The sequence below is a fragment of the Ornithinimicrobium kibberense genome, assembly GCF_006519705.1.
Taxonomy (GTDB): Bacteria; Actinomycetota; Actinomycetes; order Actinomycetales; family Dermatophilaceae; genus Ornithinicoccus; species Ornithinicoccus kibberensis.
This window is the reverse complement of the sequence record NZ_VFXM01000008.1, coordinates 164,765-183,121: the sequence shown is the minus strand read 5'-3', so window position 1 is coordinate 183,121 and position 18,357 is coordinate 164,765. Positions and strand designations below refer to the sequence as shown.

15 protein-coding genes and 2 pseudogenes are annotated in these 18,357 nt (G+C 74.5%); 5 read left to right on the top strand and 12 right to left on the bottom strand.

Features of this window, described 5'->3' with window-relative positions; all coding sequences use genetic code 11:
* Together FJR00_RS08740 and FJR00_RS08735 are read right to left on the bottom strand one after the other, a co-directional pair.
* Positions 1-480: hypothetical protein (locus FJR00_RS08740; protein WP_141338370.1), on the bottom strand; the 480-nt coding region annotated here is incomplete at its 3' end.
* 240 nt (positions 481-720) lie between these two features.
* Positions 721-1,692 (bottom strand): quinone oxidoreductase family protein, encoded by a 972-nt coding sequence (locus tag FJR00_RS08735; RefSeq protein WP_141338369.1) that lies wholly within the window; start codon positions 1,690-1,692, stop codon positions 721-723.
* Here FJR00_RS08735 and FJR00_RS08730 point away from each other — a divergent pair.
* Positions 1,691-3,311 (top strand): annotated as a pseudogene (locus FJR00_RS08730) (DHA2 family efflux MFS transporter permease subunit). The gene FJR00_RS08735 and the pseudogene FJR00_RS08730 overlap by 2 nt on opposite strands.
* Here the strand turns inward: FJR00_RS08730 and FJR00_RS08725 are convergent.
* The 5 genes from FJR00_RS08725 to FJR00_RS08705 form a co-directional block, all read right to left on the bottom strand.
* Positions 3,262-3,783 carry an SLOG cluster 4 domain-containing protein gene (locus FJR00_RS08725; protein ID WP_141338368.1) on the bottom strand — a complete coding sequence of 174 codons (522 nt, stop codon included), beginning with the start codon at positions 3,781-3,783 and terminating at the stop codon, positions 3,262-3,264. The pseudogene FJR00_RS08730 and the gene FJR00_RS08725 overlap by 50 nt on opposite strands.
* Positions 3,755-3,946 carry a hypothetical protein gene (locus FJR00_RS08720; RefSeq protein WP_141338367.1) on the bottom strand — a complete coding sequence of 64 codons (192 nt, stop codon included), beginning with the start codon at positions 3,944-3,946 and terminating at the stop codon, positions 3,755-3,757. The genes FJR00_RS08725 and FJR00_RS08720 overlap by 29 nt, the downstream gene beginning before the upstream one ends.
* Before the next feature lie 63 nt (positions 3,947-4,009).
* Positions 4,010-5,563, bottom strand: a complete 1,554-nt coding sequence (gene amaB / locus FJR00_RS08715; RefSeq protein ID WP_238330399.1) for an L-piperidine-6-carboxylate dehydrogenase — start codon at positions 5,561-5,563, stop codon at positions 4,010-4,012.
* 63 nt (positions 5,564-5,626) lie between these two features.
* Complete coding sequence (locus FJR00_RS08710; protein WP_238330398.1) at positions 5,627-6,541, bottom strand: FHA domain-containing protein; 915 nt, start codon at positions 6,539-6,541, stop codon at positions 5,627-5,629.
* A gap of 5 nt (positions 6,542-6,546) precedes the next feature.
* Complete coding sequence (locus tag FJR00_RS08705; protein WP_075958002.1) at positions 6,547-6,819, bottom strand: hypothetical protein; 273 nt, start codon at positions 6,817-6,819, stop codon at positions 6,547-6,549.
* Between the two features lie 146 nt (positions 6,820-6,965).
* On the opposite strand from FJR00_RS08705, the gene FJR00_RS08700 reads away from it, so the two are divergent.
* Complete coding sequence (locus FJR00_RS08700) at positions 6,966-8,165, top strand: acyl-CoA dehydrogenase family protein (protein ID WP_238330397.1); 1,200 nt, start codon at positions 6,966-6,968, stop codon at positions 8,163-8,165.
* A gap of 6 nt (positions 8,166-8,171) precedes the next feature.
* Here the strand turns inward: FJR00_RS08700 and FJR00_RS08695 are convergent, their stop codons facing one another.
* Together FJR00_RS08695 and FJR00_RS08690 are read right to left on the bottom strand one after the other, a co-directional pair.
* Positions 8,172-8,885: a YwaF family protein gene (locus FJR00_RS08695; RefSeq protein ID WP_141338364.1), complete on the bottom strand. Its 714-nt coding sequence runs from the start codon at positions 8,883-8,885 to the stop codon at positions 8,172-8,174.
* A 21-nt stretch (positions 8,886-8,906) separates the two neighbouring features.
* Entirely contained in the window at positions 8,907-9,722 is an 816-nt protein-coding gene (locus FJR00_RS08690; protein ID WP_237770132.1) for a L,D-transpeptidase family protein, read from the bottom strand.
* Between the two features lie 173 nt (positions 9,723-9,895).
* Between FJR00_RS08690 and FJR00_RS08685 the strand changes: the two genes are divergently transcribed.
* The 3 genes and pseudogenes from FJR00_RS08685 (at position 9,896) to FJR00_RS08675 (ending at position 12,948) form a co-directional block, all read left to right on the top strand.
* Complete coding sequence (locus FJR00_RS08685; RefSeq protein WP_141338363.1) at positions 9,896-11,194, top strand: ABC transporter substrate-binding protein; 1,299 nt, start codon at positions 9,896-9,898, stop codon at positions 11,192-11,194.
* A 22-nt stretch (positions 11,195-11,216) separates the two neighbouring features.
* Positions 11,217-12,002, top strand: a pseudogene (locus FJR00_RS08680) (NYN domain-containing protein); the annotation flags it as partial.
* A 379-nt stretch (positions 12,003-12,381) separates the two neighbouring features.
* Positions 12,382-12,948 carry a DUF488 domain-containing protein gene (locus FJR00_RS08675; protein WP_141338361.1) on the top strand — a complete coding sequence of 189 codons (567 nt, stop codon included), beginning with the start codon at positions 12,382-12,384 and terminating at the stop codon, positions 12,946-12,948.
* Here the strand turns inward: FJR00_RS08675 and FJR00_RS08670 are convergent.
* Genes FJR00_RS08670 through FJR00_RS08660 form a run of 3 tightly spaced genes read right to left on the bottom strand, consistent with a single transcriptional unit; the run spans position 12,884 to position 18,311 of the window.
* Positions 12,884-14,233, bottom strand: coding sequence for a glycoside hydrolase family 32 protein (locus tag FJR00_RS08670; RefSeq protein ID WP_141338360.1), 1,350 nt, complete (start codon positions 14,231-14,233; stop codon positions 12,884-12,886). The genes FJR00_RS08675 and FJR00_RS08670 overlap by 65 nt on opposite strands.
* The gene (locus FJR00_RS08665; protein WP_158068647.1) at positions 14,220-14,888 is read right to left on the bottom strand and encodes a VOC family protein; all 669 of its coding nucleotides are present in this window, start codon (positions 14,886-14,888) and stop codon (positions 14,220-14,222) included. The genes FJR00_RS08670 and FJR00_RS08665 overlap by 14 nt, the downstream gene beginning before the upstream one ends.
* Positions 14,889-14,936: 48 nt before the next feature.
* Entirely contained in the window at positions 14,937-18,311 is a 3,375-nt protein-coding gene (locus FJR00_RS08660; protein WP_202876626.1) for a DEAD/DEAH box helicase, read from the bottom strand.
* Positions 18,312-18,357: the final 46 nt, after the last annotated feature.

Below are 18,357 nucleotides of genomic sequence, written 5' to 3'. Positions count from 1 at the left end.
CGCGTCCTCGATCCCCTTCTCCTCCAGCAACCGACGTCCCGTGCGCACCGCCAGGTCCGCCACCGCGACGAGCTGCACCGCCTCCATCCGACACCGCAGCAGTGCCAGCGCACCCACCCCCCGGACCGCCTCCAGGTCCACCGCCGGCACCGCCAGGGCCCCTTCGTGCTCGGCCGCCACGACAGCCGCACCGGCCATCGCCTCCACGGTCGCAGCCCCCAGGCCCAGGTCGGACAGGACACGACCCACGGCGCCGACCGGATCCCGCAACGTCAGCCCCTGGTCGTGCTCGGCCGCAGGCTCCGCCCAGGCCCCAGGGCCGGTCAGCTGCTGCCACTCCAACGACTCCCCGACCGCGCACGCCTCCGCGTCGTAGGGCTCCAGGTCCTCCCAGGGAGGTTCGACGACGGCCACACCGCGGGACGGACCACCGCCGGCGGTCACCCAGGACACCTCTCGACCACCGACGTTGTGACTCATCGAACCCCTCCTCCCCGGCATCCCCTTGCCTGGAACCCATCTTAGAACATGTGTTCGAACATCGCAAGAGGTTGCCCCCAGGTGTCGTGTCCCCACCGGGCGGGGACCCCGCGGGCCCGGCTCACGGGGACCTCGGGCGGCCAGGCAGACGCGAGCGGCCCCCACGTCAGGGATGTGGGGGCCGCTCGGTCAAGGGGTTCAGCTAGGTCAGGCAGGGCGGACCTGGGTCGGGTTGGCCGCTCACGGCACGAGCAGCAACTTGCCCGTCGTCCCGCCCGCCTCGAGGTCCTCGTGGGCGCGCCGGGCCTCGGCCAGCGGGTAGCGCCCGCCGACCCGGACCTTCAGCGACCCGTCGGCCACCCCGCCGAGCACCTCGCCGGCCCGCCACAGCAGCTCCTCACGCTCGGCGGCGTAGTGCGCCAGCGTCGGCCGGGTCAGGTACAGCGAACCGCCGTGGTTGAGCACCATCGGGTCGACCGGGGGCACCGGCCCGCTCGCCGCGCCGAACAGCACCATCATCCCCCGCGGACGCAGCACCGAGATCCCTGCGTCGAAGGTGTCCTTGCCCACGCCGTCGTAGACCACGTGCACGCCCTCCCCGTCGGTCAGCCGCTGAACCTCCTCGGCCAGGTCGACCTCCCGGTAGAGCACGACTTCGTCGGCCCCCGCCTCCTTGGCCAGCTCCACCTTCTCCCGGTTCCCGACGGTGCCGATGACCCGCACCCCCTTGTCCCGCAGCATCTGGCACAGCAGCAGCCCGACACCACCGGCGGCGGCCGTCACCACGGCCGTCTGCCCCTCCTTCGCCTCGAACGTCGAGTTGACCAGGTAGTGCGCCGTCATCCCCTGCAGCATGACCGCGGCACCGAGCTCCAGGTCCATCCCGTCGGGCACCGGGACGACCCGCGCAGCGGGGACCAGGACCTGCTCGGCATACCCGCTCCCGGGAGTCATGGCCCAGGCGACGCGGTCGCCCAGCTGCACGTCCTCGACGCCCTCGCCGACGGCGGAGACGGTGCCGGAGCCCTCGTTACCACCGACGAACGGCAGCGGCAACGGATAGCGTCCGCTGCGCTGGTAGACGTCGATGAAGTTGATCCCTCCGGCCGCCAGGTCGACGCGGACCTCGCCGGGGCCGGGCTCGGGCGTCTCCCGCTCGACGAGGGTGAGGGCCTCGGGCCCTCCGGGCTGCTCCACGATGACTGTGCGCATGTCCCGACCCTACCCACGGCGACGGACAGGCTCCGTCGGAGGCACCCCATACAGTGCCCCTGTGTCCACGCGCACCGCCGGCACGGGAACGCCCGCCGCCACCCCCACGAGCCCGTGGCCGGCGCTGTGGGCGCTGGTCATCGGCTTCTTCATGATCCTCGTGGACACGACGATCGTCTCCGTCGCCACGCCTGCCCTCATGGACAGCTTCGACGCCGACGTCAACGAGGTGCTGTGGGTGACGAGCGGTTACCTGCTGGGGTATGCCGTACCGCTCCTGGTCACGGGGCGTCTGGGTGACCTCGTGGGGCCGCGGCGGGTGTACCTGGTCGGCCTCACCGTCTTCACGCTCGCGTCGTTCTGGTGCGGCCTGTCCGGGACGCTGGGCACGACGATCGGGTGGCTGGTCGCCGGGCGCGTGGTCCAGGGGCTGGGCGCCTCGATGATGACCCCGCAGACGATGGCGGTGATCACGCGCACCTTCCCCGCCGAACGTCGCGGTCAGGCGATGGCGCTCTGGGGCGCGACCGCGGGCGTGGCGACCCTGGTGGGACCGGTGCTCGGCGGCGTGCTCGTCGACACCGCGGGCTGGGAGTGGATCTTCTGGGTCAACATCCCCGTGGGGATCGTGGGCCTCGTCCTCGCCGCCCGGCTGGTCCCCCGCCTGGAGACGCACGCGCACAGCGTCGACCTGCTGGGGGTGGCCCTCAGCGCCGTCGGACTCTTCGCGCTGGTCTTCGGGATCCAGGAGGGGCGGACCTACGACTGGGGCCGCATCGTCGGCCCGGTCAGCGTCCCCGGCCTGATCGTCGTCGGGCTGGTCATGATGGTCCTCTTCGTCGTCCGGCAGGCAAGGACCCGGGGCGAGCCGCTGGTGCCGCTGGGCCTGTTCGCCGACCGCAACTTCACCCTGGCCAACCTGGCGATCACGACGATGGCGTTCACCGTGACCGCGATGGCGTTCCCGTTCTACCTGTGGGCGCAGGACGCCCGCGGGCTCTCGCCCACCACGGCCGCCCTGCTCATGGCCCCGTCGTCGGTGATGGCCTTCCTGCTGGCGCCCGTCGCGGGCTGGCTCACCGACCGGGTCCACCCCCGGTGGCTCGTCGGGGCGGGGACCACGCTGCTGGCCCTGTCGATCTGGCTGCTGACGGTCGTCATGGCCCCGGACACCCCGTTGTGGCAGGTGGTCGTGACGAGCACGATCATGGGCGTGGCCAACCCCCTGATCTGGGGGCCGCTGTCCACCACCGCCACCCGCAACCTGCCGATGTCCCGGGCAGGCGCCGGAGCGGGCGTCTACAACACCACCCGGCAGCTGGGGGCGGTCCTGGGCAGCGCGGCGATCGCCGTCCTCGTGGAGGCCCGGCTGTCGGCCCGCTCAGGATCGGAGCGTATGGGGTCGCTCCCGCCGGGCGGGGAAACCCCCCTCCCGCGGTGGGGCGCAGCGGGCGATGCCGGGGTGGCGTCGGCCCTGGCCGACGCCCTGCTGCTGCCGGTGGCCGTCATCCTGCCTGGGGGCTGTCGCCGCCGTGTTCTTCGAGCGACCACGTCATCTGCTCCCTGGCGTCAGGACGACCTCCGCAGCACCCCCAGGACCAGGTCGACGGCCTCGGTGACAGAGGAGGCCCGCACCGGCGGGCGACCAGAGCCGCCGATCCCCTCCAGCGCGTGCTCCGGCCAGCCCAGCAGCACGACAGGCACCCCCGTGCGGCAGGCGAGCGCCACCTCGCTCAGCGTCCCCCAGCTGGGCCCGACCGCGACGACGGCGTGGCTGGCCCGGACGACCAGCCCGTTGCGCAGCTCGCCCAGGCCGGTGGGCACGGTGACGGCGTGGTGCGGACCGGCGGTCGTCCGGTCCGACCCCGGCAGCAGCCCGATGCTCACGCCTCCGACCTCGTCGCACCCGGCCGCCGCCGCGTCCATCACCCCGTCCAGGCCCCCGGTGACCAGGACGAGACCCCGCTCTGCCAACGACCGGCCGAGCTCCCGCGCCTGCTCGACCTGGTCGGCGGTCGCGCCGGCTCCCGGCCCGACGACCCCGACGTAGGCCTGCGGACGGTCAGCTGGGGTGACCGGCGAGGTCGGCATCGGCGTCCCCGGCGTGCGGACCGCCCGCCACGTCCTGCCCTCCGCTCCCCCGACGTCCGGCGATCGCCCGGATCACGCTGCCGGCGGCGATCATCGCCAGAGCCCCGCCGAAGATCCACGCGAACGGCGAGGGGTCCTGCGAGCGGTCGGTGCTGCGGCTCATCTGCTCACTCCTTCGTCCGGGCGCCGGCCCGACAGGTCGACGCCTCCTGGCCAGTCTGGCCGCTCACACCTCGAACGTCACCCCCTGAGCCAGCGGCAGCTCCCCGGAGTAGTTCACGGTCGTGGTGCTCCGCCGCATGTAGGCCTTCCACGCGTCGGAGCCGGACTCCCGTCCCCCGCCGGTGTCCTTCTCCCCGCCGAAGGCTCCTCCGATCTCCGCCCCGGAGGTGCCGATGTTGACGTTGACGATGCCGCAGTCCGAGCCCTCCGCCGAGCAGAACAGCTCGGCCTCGGCCTGGTCCCGGGTGAAGATGCTGGACGACAGCCCCTGGGGCACGGCGTTGTTCATCGCCACCGCCTCCTCGAGGGTGTCGTAGGTCATCACGTAGAGCAGCGGCGCGAACGTCTCGGTGTGCACCACCTCGGTCTGCGCGGGCATCCGGACGACGGCCGGTCGCACGTAGAAGGCCTCCGGCGCCTCCTCCTCGAGCACCCGCTCACTCCCGACCAGCAGCTCGCCCCCGTCGGCGACGGCCCGGTCGACGGCCACCCGGAACGCCTCGGCGGAGCGGGCGTCGAGCAGCGGCCCGACGAGGGTGCCCTCCCGGGAGGGGTCCCCCACGGACAGGCTGCGGTATGCCGCGACGAGCCGCTCCGTGAGCTCGTCCACCACGTCCCGGTGGGCGATCACCCGGCGCATCGTGGTGCACCGCTGGCCGGCGGTCCCGGCGGCGGCGAAGACGATGCCCCGCACGGCCAGGTCGAGGTCGGCGCTGGGGGCGACGACCGCAGCGTTGTTGCCGCCGAGCTCGAGCAGGCTGCGGCCGAGCCGTCCGGCCACGACCGGCCCCACCGAACGGCCCATCCGGGTCGAGCCGGTGGCGCTGAGCAGGGCCACGCCGCGGTCGGCGGCGAGCGCCTCGCCCACCTCCGGACCGCCGAGCAGCACCTGCGAGAGGGCCTCGGGGTGACCGGCCTCCCGGACCGCCCGCCCAAGCAGCGCGTCGGCCGCGAGCGCGCACAGCGGCGTCCGCTCGGAGGGCTTCCACACCACGAGATCGCCGCAGACGAGGGCCACCGCGGTGTTCCACGACCACACGGCGACGGGGAAGTTGAACGCAGAGACGACCCCGACGACCCCCAGCGGGTGCCACGTCTCGCTGAGCCGGTGGCCGGGCCGCTCGGAGGGCATCGTCCGCCCGTACAGCTGCCGCGAGAGCCCGACCGCGAAGTCGCAGACGTCGATCATCTCCTGCACCTCGCCGAGCGCCTCGGAGGTCACCTTCCCCGCCTCGACGGTCACCAGGGTGGCCAGGTCCTCCTTGTGCTCGGTCAGCAGCTCGGCCCAGCGCTTGACGAGCGCGCCCCGCACCGGCGCGGGCACCACGCGCCAGTCGAGGAAGGCCTCCCGGGCCCGCTCCACCGCGCGCGGCACCTCGTCGGCGGCGGTCCAGGCCAGGGAGGAGACCACGGTCCCGGTCACCGGGGACCGGCCCTCCCGCGGCCCGGCGTGCCCCTCCAGGTCGACGCCGCAGGCCCTGGCGGCGGCCTCGACCCGGCCGCGCAGCTCCTCCTCGGTCGGCAGGGACGGGGGTATGCGGTCGGGCTGGGGCTGCACGGGTCGGGCACCTCCGGTGGGGTGGGTAGGGACCTCCTCACCCTGCCACAGCCCACCGACCCCTCAGCGGTCGTACCGGGGCCGTGGCGGCTGCGGCCGTTGACGGGCGAACTCCCCGCCGGTCCGGCCGCCGTAGGGCCGCCCGTGGTCGGCGTACTCCTCCCGCCGGTAGGTCAGCGACCAGTCGCCGGCGGTCACGACGGACCCGGTCCGGAGGGCCACCGGCCGGTCGACCTCGGCCCCGTGCACCCGAACCGACCGCCCCGCGACCGGGACCACCTCGTACTCGTCGGTGGCGGGGTTGCGGCGCACCTGCACATGGCCGGGCGACAGGCCCGGCAGGACCAGGTCGTCCTGGGGGTCCGAGCCGATCGTCGTCGTGCCCCGCCGGAGATCCAGCTCCGTCCGGGCGCCGCCCTGCTCCGGCGGCGTCGGGAAGTAGACCAGACGTGGCCGACCGCCCCCGAGCGGGTCGTGGGTGGTGGTGACGTGCCGACGTCGGGGCGGGGTGACCGTCGGGGCCAGCGGCCACGGCGTGGACGGCGGCACCAGGGCCCGCAGCGACGGCGCCCCCTCGTCCCCCTTCGCCCGGGCGAGCCGCAGCGCCGCCCGCCGGTCGTGGAGCGCGATGTGGCGCGACCCCGTGACCGCCCGGTCCAGGAGAGAGGCGCGGACCCGTCCCAGGGACAGGATCCGGCCCTGGTCCCCCTCGACGACCACGGTCAGGCCGTCGTCGGCGAGCAGCCGGGCGACGTCCCGGACCGGGTCCATGGCGGTGCGCAGGTCGTTGCCCAGCGGCAGGGCGTCCAGTCCCTCGAGGCGCACCGTCAGGGTCGACCCCGACCCGGTGACCCGGCCGGTCAGCCGCCGGCCGGGGTCGTCCTCGGCGCGGGGCGTGTCGACCGTGAGGGTCAGGTCGGCCTCGACCCGCAGGCGGGCGGCGTCCGGGGCCGCCGGAGCCGTCGGGGGCGCGGCCATGGCGCTCATGCCTTCTCGGAGGTGCCGCCGGCGTGCTCCTCGGTCGTGATGCGCAGCGTGCCGTCCAGCTTCCAGGTCGCCCGCGGGGCGTCGGGGCCGGTGTCGCGCGGCACCTCGACGGCCATGTCGACGAAGCTGTAATTGATGGCCGCACCCTGTCCGGTGAGGTAGCTCCACATCTCCTTGGCCAGGTCGGTCCAGGAGACGGCGTCGGTCGGCGCGGAGCCCGGACCGCCCGGGCTGACGGTCGTGCTGGCGGGGCTGGTGATCTCGGTCATGACGACTCCTTGGGAAGAATGCTTTGGACAACGTTTGTCCAATGTCTGTCAGTGTGGCACCGACCGTCGCCGTCGCGCAACCCCCGACCCGTAGGGTGGGCACGACCGCCCGACCCAGCAGCACCGCATACCCCCAGGAGCGCACCGTGGCCCGCCTGAGCACCACCGACCTGCCCGTCGACCTCGTCGACCTGGACGCGGTCCTCACCGACGACGAGCGCGCGGTGCAGGACAGCGTGCGCGAGGTGTGCGCCGAGCACGTGCTGCCGCACGTGGCCGGGTGGTACGAGCAGGGGCAGGCACCCGTCCGCGAGCTGGCCCGGGTGTTCGGGGAGCACGGGCTCATGGGCATGCACCTGGAGGGCTACGGGTGCGCGGGCATGAGCGCGGTGGACTACGGGCTGGCCTGCCTGGAGCTGGAGGCCACCGACTCGGGGGTGCGCTCGCTGGTGTCGGTGCAGGGCAGCCTGGCGATGTTCGCGATCTGGCGCTTCGGCAGCGAGGAGCACAAGCAGCGCTGGCTGCCCCCGATGGCCACCGGGGAGGCGATCGGCTGCTTCGGACTCACCGAGCCCGACCACGGCTCCGACCCCGGGGCGATGCGCACGCGGGCCCGCCGCGACGGCGGGGACTGGGTCCTGGACGGGTCGAAGATGTGGATCACCAACGGGTCGGTCGCCGACGTGGCCGTCGTCTGGGCGCGCACCGAGGGCGACCCCGACGGCAGGGACACCGTGCGCGGGTTCGTTGTCCCGACCGACACCCCCGGCTTCTCGGCCCCCGAGATCACCGGGAAGATGTCGCTGCGCGCCTCGGTCACCTCCGAGCTGGTCCTCGACGGCGTCCGGCTGCCCGCGGACGCCGTCCTGCCCGAGTCCCGGGGGCTGCGCTCGCCGCTGGCCTGCCTCAACGAGGCGCGCTACGGGATCGTCTGGGGCTCGATGGGCGCGGCCCGGACCGCGTTCGTCGCGGCGCGCGACTACGCGGTGCAGCGCGAGCAGTTCGGCCGGCCGGTCGCCGCCTTCCAGCTGACCCAGGCCAAGCTGGCCCGGATGCACCAGGCGCTGGCGACCGGGCAGCTGCTCGCCCTGCACCTGGGCCGGCTGAAGGACCGGGAGCTGCTGCGCCCCGAGCAGGTCAGCGTCGGCAAGCTCAACAACGTCACCGCCGCCATCGAGGTCTGCCGCAGCGCCCGGACGGTGCTCGGCGCCAACGGCGTCTCCGGGGACTACCCGGTCATGCGGCACGCCAACAACCTGGAGTCGGTGCTCACCTACGAGGGCACCGAGGAGATGCACACCCTGGTCGTCGGGCAGGCGTTGACGGGGCACCAGGCCTTCCGCTGACGGCCCTCAGGCCACCGCCCCGGCCCGCCAGGTCCCGGTGCGCTCCCCCACCAGGCGCGCGACGGCATACCCCAGCCAGAAGAGGGCCAGGGTGGCCGCGACGGCCACGGGCAGGTAGAGCGCCAGCGGGAGGTCGCCGAAGAAGGGCCGGTCCCGCAGGTAGAAGTAGTTGCCCCCGGTGAGCCGGTTGACTGCCAGCGCGAGGGACAGGTAGACGAGGAACCAGCCGAAGGCCCGCCACAGGGCGCCCGCCGTGGGACGCCACCCCGTGGTGATCCAGGCGTAGGCGGGCAGGAGCAGGGTGACCGTGTGGTTGACCCAGAAGCTCCAGCCGAGCACGTTCGTCACCGGCTGGATGAGCATCGGGTAGGAGAAGCTGCCCCAGGCGTAGAGCCCGAAGAAGAACAGCACGTCCATCACCCGTCGCTCGCGCGTGAGCAGCCAGACCAGCCCCAGCAGGGCCGAGATCCGGGACAGGTGGAGGGGCAGCGACTCGCCCCAGTCCCACCCGGCGGTGGCGTAGAAGCCGTAGAGCGTCAGCTGCTGGAGGACCACCACGCCGACGAGCACCCGGCGCACCCCAGGCTCGTGGGCGCGCACCCAGCGGCGGCCGGCGACCAGCCCGGTGGCCACGAGGACCAGCAGCGTGGCGTAGACGAGGTGGTCGGGCCCGCCGACGGTGATCCACCCCGGATGACGGTCGAAGAAGGTCTCCAGCATCCGGCCGCGCCGATCACCGGGTCAGACGACGACGACCCGGCCACCCATGCCGAGCAGCCCCTCGGACCAGAACATGTCCATCGCCGCCGTCGAGATGCGGGCGCAGCCGTGGGAGGCCGGCCAGGGCGGGATCGACCCGGAGCCGTGGACGGCGTAGTTGCCGTCGTAGAACATCGGCCGGTACAGCTCGCCCAGCTCACCCTCACGCCAGCCGTCTCCGGCGGTGCCGACGGAGTCCATGAAGCCGACGACGTAGTCGCCCGTGGGCGTCTGCGCGGTGTACTCCTCGCCCCGGAACTCGTAGGGCTCCTCGTTCCCGGTGGAGGTGTTGAGCACCATCGTGGTGGCCCCGCCGCGGACGACGAGGAGCAGCTGCGGGCCCAGGTGGACCTCGACGTGGTCGCCGCCGGCCACGGGGGCCGGGCGGTAGCCGGTCTCGATCGCGGCCTGGGTCGCAGGGCCGGCGATCCCGTCGCGCACCAGCCCGTGGGCCTTCTGCACCGCCCAGACCGCCTGCTGCGTCAGGTGGCCGAAGCCGCCGTCGGGTTCTCCGCACCAGTAGCCGGTCGCGCCCAGCTGCTGCTGCAGCGCCAGCACCCCGTCCCCGGCGTCGCCGCGCTGGTATGCCGCGGGCTCGGGCGGCGGGGGCGGCGGCTCGGGCTCGGGTTCCGGCTCGGGCGGGGGCGGCGGTGGGACGGCGACCCTGTCGTAGCTGTCGGCCAGCCCGCCCAGGACCGCCCCGGTGACCAGCCCCAGCCCCCCGCGCAGCAGGTCGCGGCGGTGGAGCGGCAGGCGGGCGAGGGCCCGCGGCACCCCCTCGTAGCGCTGCATCCTCATCCGTGGTCCTCCCCTGTGCTGCGACGGCGCGTCCGCTATTGGACGCACGGAGCGCCCCCAGGGTCCACCGGCGACACGCCTTCGTTGTCGAATCGTGACCACGGGAGGGGCGGGTGCGGCCCACGGCATACTCTGGGCACACACGTCCGGCCGATCCTTCCGGGAGGACCCGCATGGCACCGTCGCCGCCCCTGTCCCGCCGTTCCGTGCTGGCGCTCGGCGGGACCGCGGCGCTCGGTGCGCTGCTCGCGGCGTGCGAGGACGGGTCCGCGCCGGCGCCGATGACCGGGGACGGGGCGACCGTGACCGGCACCGCCGGCGGGCCTCCCCCGAAGCTGTCCCAGTGGTACCACCAGTACGGCGAGGAGGGGGTCCGCGAGGCCGTCGAGCGCTACGCGGCGGAGTACGAGGCCGCCGACGTGACGGTGAGCTGGCAGCCGGGGTCCTACGACCGGACGACGGTCACCGCGCTCGTCGGGGGCGAGGGGCCGGACGTGTTCGAGTACGCCAACGGCCCGTCGATCGACATGATCCGGGACGGCCTCGTGGTCGACGTGACCGACGCGTTCGGCGACGCGCTGCCCGACTTCAACCCCCGGATCGTCGAGCGGATGACCTACGACGGGAAGATCTGGGCCATCCCCCAGGTCGTCGACACGCAGGTGCTCGTCTACCGCCCGAGCCTGCTCGAGCAGGTGGGGATCGAGCCGCCGCGGAAGATGGCGGACCTGCAGCAGGCGGCCCGCGAGCTGACCACGGACACGGTCAAGGGCCTCTTCCTCGGGAACGACGGCGGGGCGGGCCGGATGGGCGGGCCCATGCTGTGGTCGGCGGGGCTGGACTTCCTCGACGGGGATGAGGTGACCTTCGACTCGGCGGGGGCGGCCGAGGCGCTGAGCGTGCTGCGCACCTTCTGGACCGACGAGGTGCTCCTGCTCGACTCCCCCGAGGACTGGGACGACCCGACCCCCCTGACGTCGGGGCGGACGGCCATGCAGTGGACCGGCCTGTGGACCTTCCCGCAGATCCGCGCCGAGCTCGGCGACGACTTCGGGGCCATCCCGTGGCCCTCGATGCCCGGCGGGTCGCCCTCGGTGCCCGTCGGCGCCTACGGCTGCTGCGTCTCGGCGCGGGCCTCGGACATCGAGGCCGCCAGGGATTTCGCCCGCTGGCTGTGGGTGGAGAAGACCGAGCACCAGCTCGACTTCGCGACCTCCTACGGGGTGCACATCCCGGCGCGGCTGTCCCTCGTCCCGGAGGCGGACGTGCTGGCCGAGGGGCCGGCCCAGCACGTGGCGACCTACGTCGTCGAGCACGGGCACCCGCAGACCCCGCTGCTGTGGACCCCCCGGGCCCAGGCCGCGTGGACCGAGCTCGTGGGCCGGGTCGTGCGGGAGGGGGCCGAGCCCCAGGCCGAGCTCGACGCCCTCGTCCCGCTCGTGGAGGAGGAACTGGAGCGGGTCAGCGTCTGAGTGCTGGCGTAGGGTGCCCAGCGTGGACACCGACGCCAGCAGCAGGACCCGGATCGCCGTGCTCATCGACTGCGACAACGTCTCGAGCAAGCATGCCGAGGCCGTCCTGGAGGAGCTGGCCAAGTACGGCACCCCGACGGTCAAGCGCGCCTACGGCGACTGGACGACGCAGCACCTCGTGGGCTGGAAGCCCGAGCTGCACCGGCACGCCATCCAGCCGGTCCAGCAGTTCGCCTACACCGTGGGCAAGAACTCCTCGGACTCGGCGCTCATCATCGACGCCATGGACCTGCTGTGGCAGGGCAACGTCGAGGCCTTCGCACTGGTCTCCTCCGACTCCGACTTCACCCGGCTGGCCACCCGGCTGCGGGAGTCGGGCAAGCGGGTCTTCGGGCTGGGTCGGCGCAAGACGCCGGAGTCGCTGCGCCGGGCCGTGGACCAGTTCATCTTCCTGGAGGTGCTTCAGGAGCAGGAGCAGGACCAGGACCAGCAGCTGGACGACGCCGGGGACGGCGGGGACCGGCGTGAGCCGGACGCTCCGGGGGACGAGGACCGCGAGAGCCGCACCCCCTCGATCAACCTGCAGAGCGCGCTGACCAAGGGGGTCAACGCGACCTCGGACGACGACGGCTGGAGCCGGCTGAGCGTCGTGGGCCAGCACCTCAACCGGGCGCACGCCGACTTCGACCCGCGGGAGTTCGGCTACGCCAAGCTCTCCCAGCTCGTCCAGGACCAGCCCTACCTGGAGACCACCACCGAGGGGTCGCACCTCATGGTGCGCCTGCGGCAGAAGCGGTCCGGCCGCACGACGAGGACGACGGACCGGACCGCCGCCGCCAAGGACGCCGAGAAGTCGCCCGCCAAGGGCACGGCGGCGAAGGGCCCCGCGAAGACGGCCGCGAAGACCACCGCCAAGGCCACGGCGAAGACCCCCGCGCAGGCGACGAGCCGCAGCCGGAGCAGGGCGGGAACGTCGGCCTCCAAGGAGTCCCCGGCGAACGAGTCCCCGGCCCAGGAGACGCCCGCCAAGGAGTCCGCCGCGCAGGACGCCCCCGCCCAGGAGTCCTCGGTCGAGGAGCCCGCCGCCCAGGAGACCCCGACCCGCAGGACCGCCACCCGCCGCACGGCCGGCCGGCGGGCCACCTCGGCGACGACCAGCCCGGCCGGCGGGGACGCCTGACGGCACGATGGCAGGGGCGGCACCGGCGCTGCTGACGTTCGGGCACGGGCGGCTGGACTCGCCCGCGCTGGCCGACCTCGTCCTCGAGGCGGGGATCGAGCTGGTCGTCGACGTGCGCCGCTACCCGGGCAGCAGGACCAACCCGGCGGCCAAGCGCCCCGCGCTGGAGGAGACCCTCCGGCAGGTGGGGGTGGCCTACCGGTGGGACGAACGGCTCGGCGGGCGGCGCCGGCTGACCCCCGACGAGCGGGCCGACAACCCCGACGTCTGGTGGCGGGTCGAGCAGTTCCGCGCCTACGCGGCCTGGACGAGGGACCCGCAGTTCCGGGAGGGGCTGGCCGAGCTGCTGCGCGACCTGGGTGGCGACCGGCACGGCCGGACGGCGGTGATGTGCTCCGAGTCGGTCTGGTGGCGCTGCCACCGCCGGATCGTGGCCGACGTCGTCCTGGGCGAGCACGGGGTTGCGGTCGGCCACCTCATGCACGACGGCCGGGTCACCCCGCACACGCTCAGCGAGGGGGCGCGCCCCGGACCTGACGGTCTGCTGGTGTGGTCGGGGGACGCAGCCGGCTGACGTCGACCGCACGCACCTCGACGACCTGCCCCGCAGGACCGGCCCGCCCGGGTCGGACCGTCAGCGCCCACGGCCGGGGGTGACGGTGCGTGGTCGGCGGCCCCTGCGCCGGGTAGACCTCCAGCACGTCCGCGTCGACGAGGACCAGGTCACCGGCCGCCAACGGCACCTCCGGCAGCTCGGCGTGGGTGAGCCGGGCCCCCTCCGCGAGCGCCTCCACCCGCAGGGGCCGGTCGAGCTCCTGGTGCGCCGTCACCTCCTCCGGCGGCCCCAGCGGCAGACCGGCGGCCACCCGCGGGTCGAGCACCAGCCGCACCGCACCCGCGTGCGCCCCGTGGTCGTCGGGGACCACCCGCCGCGGCAGGGTCAGGCAGCCGGCGTGGTCGGGCCCGTCGACAGGCCCGTCGGCAGGCCCGTCGAGGTGCCGGTCCTCCTCGCGCACCCACCCCAGGAGCCAGGCACCGGGGTCGGGGTCGGCCGCGACCTGCGGCGCGTAGAACGAGGTGCCCACGTCCAGCACGGCCACGCCCGACGGCTCGAACCGGGGCGTGCCGTCGTCATCGACCACGTGCCCGCCGACGCCCACCACCTGGGTGAGCCGCCCCCGGTCGTGCAGCGAGAGGACCAGCGACGCCTCCCCGGTCCCGCCGTCGAGCAGGACCAGCTGGGGGCACTCCCACACGTCGGCCGGGCCCGCGGCGGCGAGGTCGGCCCGGTCGCCCCGCAGCCAGACGCCGGCGTAGCGCCAGTCGGCGAGGTCTTCGGCGTCGTAGAGCAGCACCGCCGGTGTCCCGTCGGCCAGCCCGGCCCCCAGCAGGGCCCACCGGCGGCCGGCGTGCTGCCAGACGAACGGGTCGCGCATCACCCGCACGGGCGGTCCGGGCTGCGCGGCGACGACCCGGGGGCCGGACCAGCGCACCAGCTCCTCGTCCCCCCGCCGCAGGCACACCGTGCTCACCTGGGACTCGTCCACCACCCCGGTGTAGAGCGCCACCGCGCCACCGGGCGTCGGCAGCAGCACCCCGCTCCAGCAGCCGAACGCGTCGGGACCGCCCTCGGTCGGACCGAACGCGACCGGGTGGTGCTCCCACCGGACCAGGTCCTCGCTGCTGGCGTGCCCCCAGGCGATCCGGTCGTGCCGGGCCGCCTGCGGGTTGTGCTGGTAGAAGACGTGCCACCGTCCCTGGTGGAACACCATCCCGTTGGGGTCGTTCAGCCAGCCGCTCCGCGGCCTCAGGTGGTATGCCGTGCCCGCCGGCCCGGTCGTCCGCTCACCACCGGTCACGGCAGCACTCCCCCAGCTCGACGAGGCCCTCCGGGCTGTCGAGGACCGCGTGCAGCCGGGGATGGGGGCCGTGGTGCACCTCGACGTCGACGTCGAGGACGGCCAGGGCCCGTTCCACGGCCTGCGGGTCGGGATGGTCGACGGCCAGCTCGACGAGCTCGAGCGTGGGCATCGACCCGTCCGTGGGGTGGGGGCCGTCCCAGGCGATGAGGAAGGGCTGGACGCCGCCGTGCGCAAGGGGCCGGGGCACGGCCAGCCGCCAGGCCAGCCGGGTGCCGTCGGGCAGGTCGCGACCGGCCCGCACCGCGCGTCCCGTGTCCACCCCCGCGGCGGCCGCGGCGGCCAGCGTGGCGTCCAGGTCGCGGGTCCGCACGGCCCACGCGTGCAGCCGGGGCACGAACTCCGCGCCCAGGGCCCCCAGCCCGAGCATCGTCTCCTCCGGCGCGACGGGCGGCTGGTCGGGGTCGGGGGCCAGCAGCTCCAGGTAGCACCGACGCTCCCCCTGCCAGGTCAGCCCGACGAGGGCGTTGCGGGTCCCCCGCCCCGGGTGGCTGCCGCCGGACACCGGCTGGACGCCCGTGCGTCGGGCGAGGTCCAGGACCGCGCCCTCCAGGTGGGGCACGGCCAGGACGAGGTGGTCGAGCGCGGCGGGCATGAGGGCCATCCTGGGCCATCGACCTCGCGACCGCCACCATCGCCGCGCCTATCGCTCCAGCAGCCCGCGGATGTCCTCGGCCGTGATGGTCCCGGAGCGGAACTCCCCGGCGTCGACGACCGTGCGGAACAGGTCGCGCTTGCGCTCCTGGAGGGCCACCACCTTCTCCTCGATCGTGCCGGTGGAGACCAGCCGGTAGACGTTGACCGGGCGGGTCTGGCCGATCCGGTGGGCCCGGTCCACCGCCTGCGCCTCGGCGGCCGGGTTCCACCACGGGTCGAGCACGAAGACGTAGTCGGCCTCGGTCAGGGTCAGGCCGACGCCGCCGGCCTTGAGGCTGATGAGGAAGACCGGGTCGTCGCCCTCGCGGAAGGCCGCGATCCGGGCCGGACGGTCCCGGGTCCGCCCGTCCAGGTAGGAGGTGCCGATCCCGGCCTCGGTGAGGGCCTCCCGGACCAGGCCCAGGTAGCCGGTGAAGCTGGAGAAGACCAGCGCCCGGTGGCCCTCGGCCGCCAGCTCGCGCACCTGGTCGACGAGCACGGCGACCTTGGCCGAGGTGGCCGCCCCGGCGTGCTGCTCGTCGACGAGCCCGGGGTCGAGGGCCAGCTGGCGCAGCATCGTCAGCGCCCGGAAGACGGCCATCCGGTTGCGGTCCAGGTCCTCCAGCAGGCCCAGCACCCGCTGACGCTCCCGCTGCAGGTGCCGGTCGTAGATCTTCTGGTGGGTCGGGTGCAGCGGGACCGGCAGCACCTGCTCGATGCGCTCGGGCAGCTCGGTGGCCACCTCGTCCTTGGTGCGGCGCAGCAGGAACGGCCGCACCCGGCGCCGCAGCCGGTCAAGAGCCTCCGGGGAACGACCCTGCTCGATCGGCCTGCGGTAGTGCTCGGTGAACGCCTCCGGTCCGCCGAAGAGCCCCGGCGCCGCGAGCGAGGTCATCGACCACAGGTCCATGACGGAGTTCTCCAGCGGGGTGCCGGTCAGCACGAACGTCCGTGGGCTGCCCAGCTCCCGCACGGCCCGGTAGGTCACCGACCGGTGGTTCTTGACGAACTGCGCCTCGTCGAGCACCACCCCGCTCCAGGGCAGCGCGCGGTAGTCGGCCGCCTCGAGCCGCAGCAGCGTGTAGGAGGTCACGACCAGGTCGGCCGACCCCACCGCGTCGGCGAGGGGGCCACCGCGGCGCCTGCGGGTCGAGGTCACCGCCGTGGTCCGCAAGCCCGGGGCGAACCGTCGGGCCTCCGCCTCCCAGGTCGCCACCACGCTCGTCGGCGCGACGACCAGCACCGGCCCCTCCGCCAGGTCGCCGCGCTCCTCGGCCCGCAGCACCGTGGCCAGCACCTGCAGCGTCTTGCCCAGCCCCATGTCGTCGGCGAGGATCCCGCCGAGGCGGGCGTCCCACAGGGTGCTCAGCCAGCGGAAGCCCTGGAGCTGGTAGTCGCGCAGGGTGGCGGCCAGCGAGCCGGGCACCTGGGCGGTCCCCCGGTCGGCGTCGCCGAGGTGGCGGAGGGCCTCGACCGAGTCGCGCCAGCGCTGCGCCTGCTCCCCCACGACCCCGAGCTCGACGAGCTCCTCCCACAGCCCTGCCTGGTAGCGGGTCAGCCGCACCGCGTCCGGCCCGTCGGCGTCGGCGAGCGCGCGGGCCTCCTCGATGAGCCTGCGCAGCTGCTGCAGCTCGGGGGTGTCCAGGGAGAACCACGTGCCCGAGGGCAGCATCATCACCGCGTCCCCCCGGACGAGGGCGGCGAAGAGCTCCTCGAAGGGCACGGGTATGCCGTCCACCGTCACCGTCACGTGCAGGTCGAACCAGTCCTGTCCGCCGTCGTCGTCCTCGACCTCGCTCGTGCCGAAGGTGACGACGGGGGCGTCCTGGGCCTCGGCGTAGTCAGGCAGCTGCCCCTCCACCCGCACGACGACGTCGTCGTGGTCCTCGAGGGTCGGCAGGACGGCCGTGACGAACAGCGCGGTGTCCCGCCCGGCGAGGGTGCGCGGCTCGGGCCGCGGCGGGTAGCCCCAGGGGTCGACCAGCACCGGCATGGCGGCGGACAGCAGGTCGCCGACCTCGGCGAGGATGCGGTCCTCGGCGTCGACGGCGCGCGGACCGTCCGCCGGCGAACGTCGCAGCGGCAGGACGACACCGCCCGTGCCGTCCTGACCCTCACCGTCCGTGCCGCCCCGCTCGCCGCCCCCGTCCGGCTCGGTGCGGTAGAGGAAGTTCCAGGCCAGGTCCAGCCGGTGGTCCTCGCCGGGGGTCAGCTCGAGCAGGAGGACCGGCCGGGCCGGCCGCAGGTCCGTCGCCGACCCGTCGGGGGAACGGACCGGGACCGCCCTGCTCAGGTGGGGGAAGTAGAGCGTGCGAAAGCGGTCGACGTCCTCGGGCGGGACCTCGACCGGTCGGTCCCGCTCGAGCAGCGGCAGGAGCAGCTCGGGGATGCTCGTGCGGACCGGCCACAGCCGCAGCCGTCCGTCGGCGTCCACCCGGCCGATGCCGTGCGCCGGCCGCCCCAGCGGGAGCAGGCGCACGTCGTCGGTGTCGTCGCCTTCGTCGCTCGCGTCGTCGCCGTCGCCCTCCACCAGCAGGCGGGGTGCCAGGGTCAGCCGTCCGTCGTCGTCGCGGCGGACGTCGAGGACCACCTCGGCGGACCCCTCGCCCAGCTCGACGGCCGTCAGGCCGGCGCCGGGGACCAGCTCCACGCCCACGCGCAGGCACCGCTCCAGCACCGGCCAGGCGAGCGGCCCCACGTCCCCGAGGGAGAGCTCGGTGGCCGAGTAGTGGCGGTAGGACAGCCCTTGCGCGGCGACGTGCAGCTGGCTGACCGCGGCCCGGTGGACGGGCTCGACCCCGGGGCTGGCCCACGGGCTGGACAGGTCGCGCCAGGTGACGCCCGACCGCGCCCAGCGTCCGCCGCCCCGCAGGCTTCGGCGGACCGGCCGCACGACGAGCCGGGGCGCCTGGTCCCAGACGTCCCGGCCCGAGGGCAGGCTCAGCTCCAGCCCGAGCCGGTGCGTGGCGTCCTTCGGACCCTCGCCGTCGCCACCGCCGCCCGCGGCCGGCGCCCGCACGACCGGGGCGAGGGCCCGCTCCCAGTCGTGCCGGTCGGTGTCCGCGCCCTGCTCCCGCAGCCGGCGCGCGGCGACGAGCAGGACGGCCACGGCGTGCTTGCAGTCGACCACCACGGGGCAGGAGCACCGGCCGAACCAGGCGCCCGAGCCGTCGTCGGGCTCCACGATCGTCTGGTAGAGCCCGCGGGCGGACCCGCTGACCGTCGCCAGCAGCTGGCCCCGCGGACCGGCCACGAGCGTGCGCACCCGGTCGCTGGCGGCATACCCCTCCGCCCGGGACAGGGTGACCACCCCGACGTCGCGCACGAGGCCGTCCCTGCTGAGCTCGAGCACCCAGCGCGCGGGGGTCAGGTCGGTCGCCACCCCGACACCGTAGGGGCTGGGTCCGACAGACCGGGCCGCCCGTCCA

Bases quoted from the DNA above. Each gene is read 5' to 3' on its own strand.
- FJR00_RS08735 (WP_141338369.1), bottom strand. From the start codon at position 1,692: ATGCGCACAGTCATCGTGGAGCAGCCCGGAGGGCCCGAGGCCCTCACC.
- FJR00_RS08725 (WP_141338368.1), bottom strand. From the start codon at position 3,783: ATGCCGACCTCGCCGGTCACCCCAGCTGACCGTCCGCAGGCCTACGTC.
- FJR00_RS08720 (WP_141338367.1), bottom strand. From the start codon at position 3,946: ATGAGCCGCAGCACCGACCGCTCGCAGGACCCCTCGCCGTTCGCGTGG.
- FJR00_RS08710 (WP_238330398.1), bottom strand. From the start codon at position 6,541: ATGGCCGCGCCCCCGACGGCTCCGGCGGCCCCGGACGCCGCCCGCCTG.
- FJR00_RS08705 (WP_075958002.1), bottom strand. From the start codon at position 6,819: ATGACCGAGATCACCAGCCCCGCCAGCACGACCGTCAGCCCGGGCGGT.
- FJR00_RS08695 (WP_141338364.1), bottom strand. From the start codon at position 8,885: ATGCTGGAGACCTTCTTCGACCGTCATCCGGGGTGGATCACCGTCGGC.
- FJR00_RS08690 (WP_237770132.1), bottom strand. From the start codon at position 9,722: ATGAGGATGCAGCGCTACGAGGGGGTGCCGCGGGCCCTCGCCCGCCTG.
- FJR00_RS08685 (WP_141338363.1), top strand. From the start codon at position 9,896: ATGGCACCGTCGCCGCCCCTGTCCCGCCGTTCCGTGCTGGCGCTCGGC.
- FJR00_RS08675 (WP_141338361.1), top strand. From the start codon at position 12,382: ATGGCAGGGGCGGCACCGGCGCTGCTGACGTTCGGGCACGGGCGGCTG.
- FJR00_RS08665 (WP_158068647.1), bottom strand. From the start codon at position 14,888: ATGCCCGCCGCGCTCGACCACCTCGTCCTGGCCGTGCCCCACCTGGAG.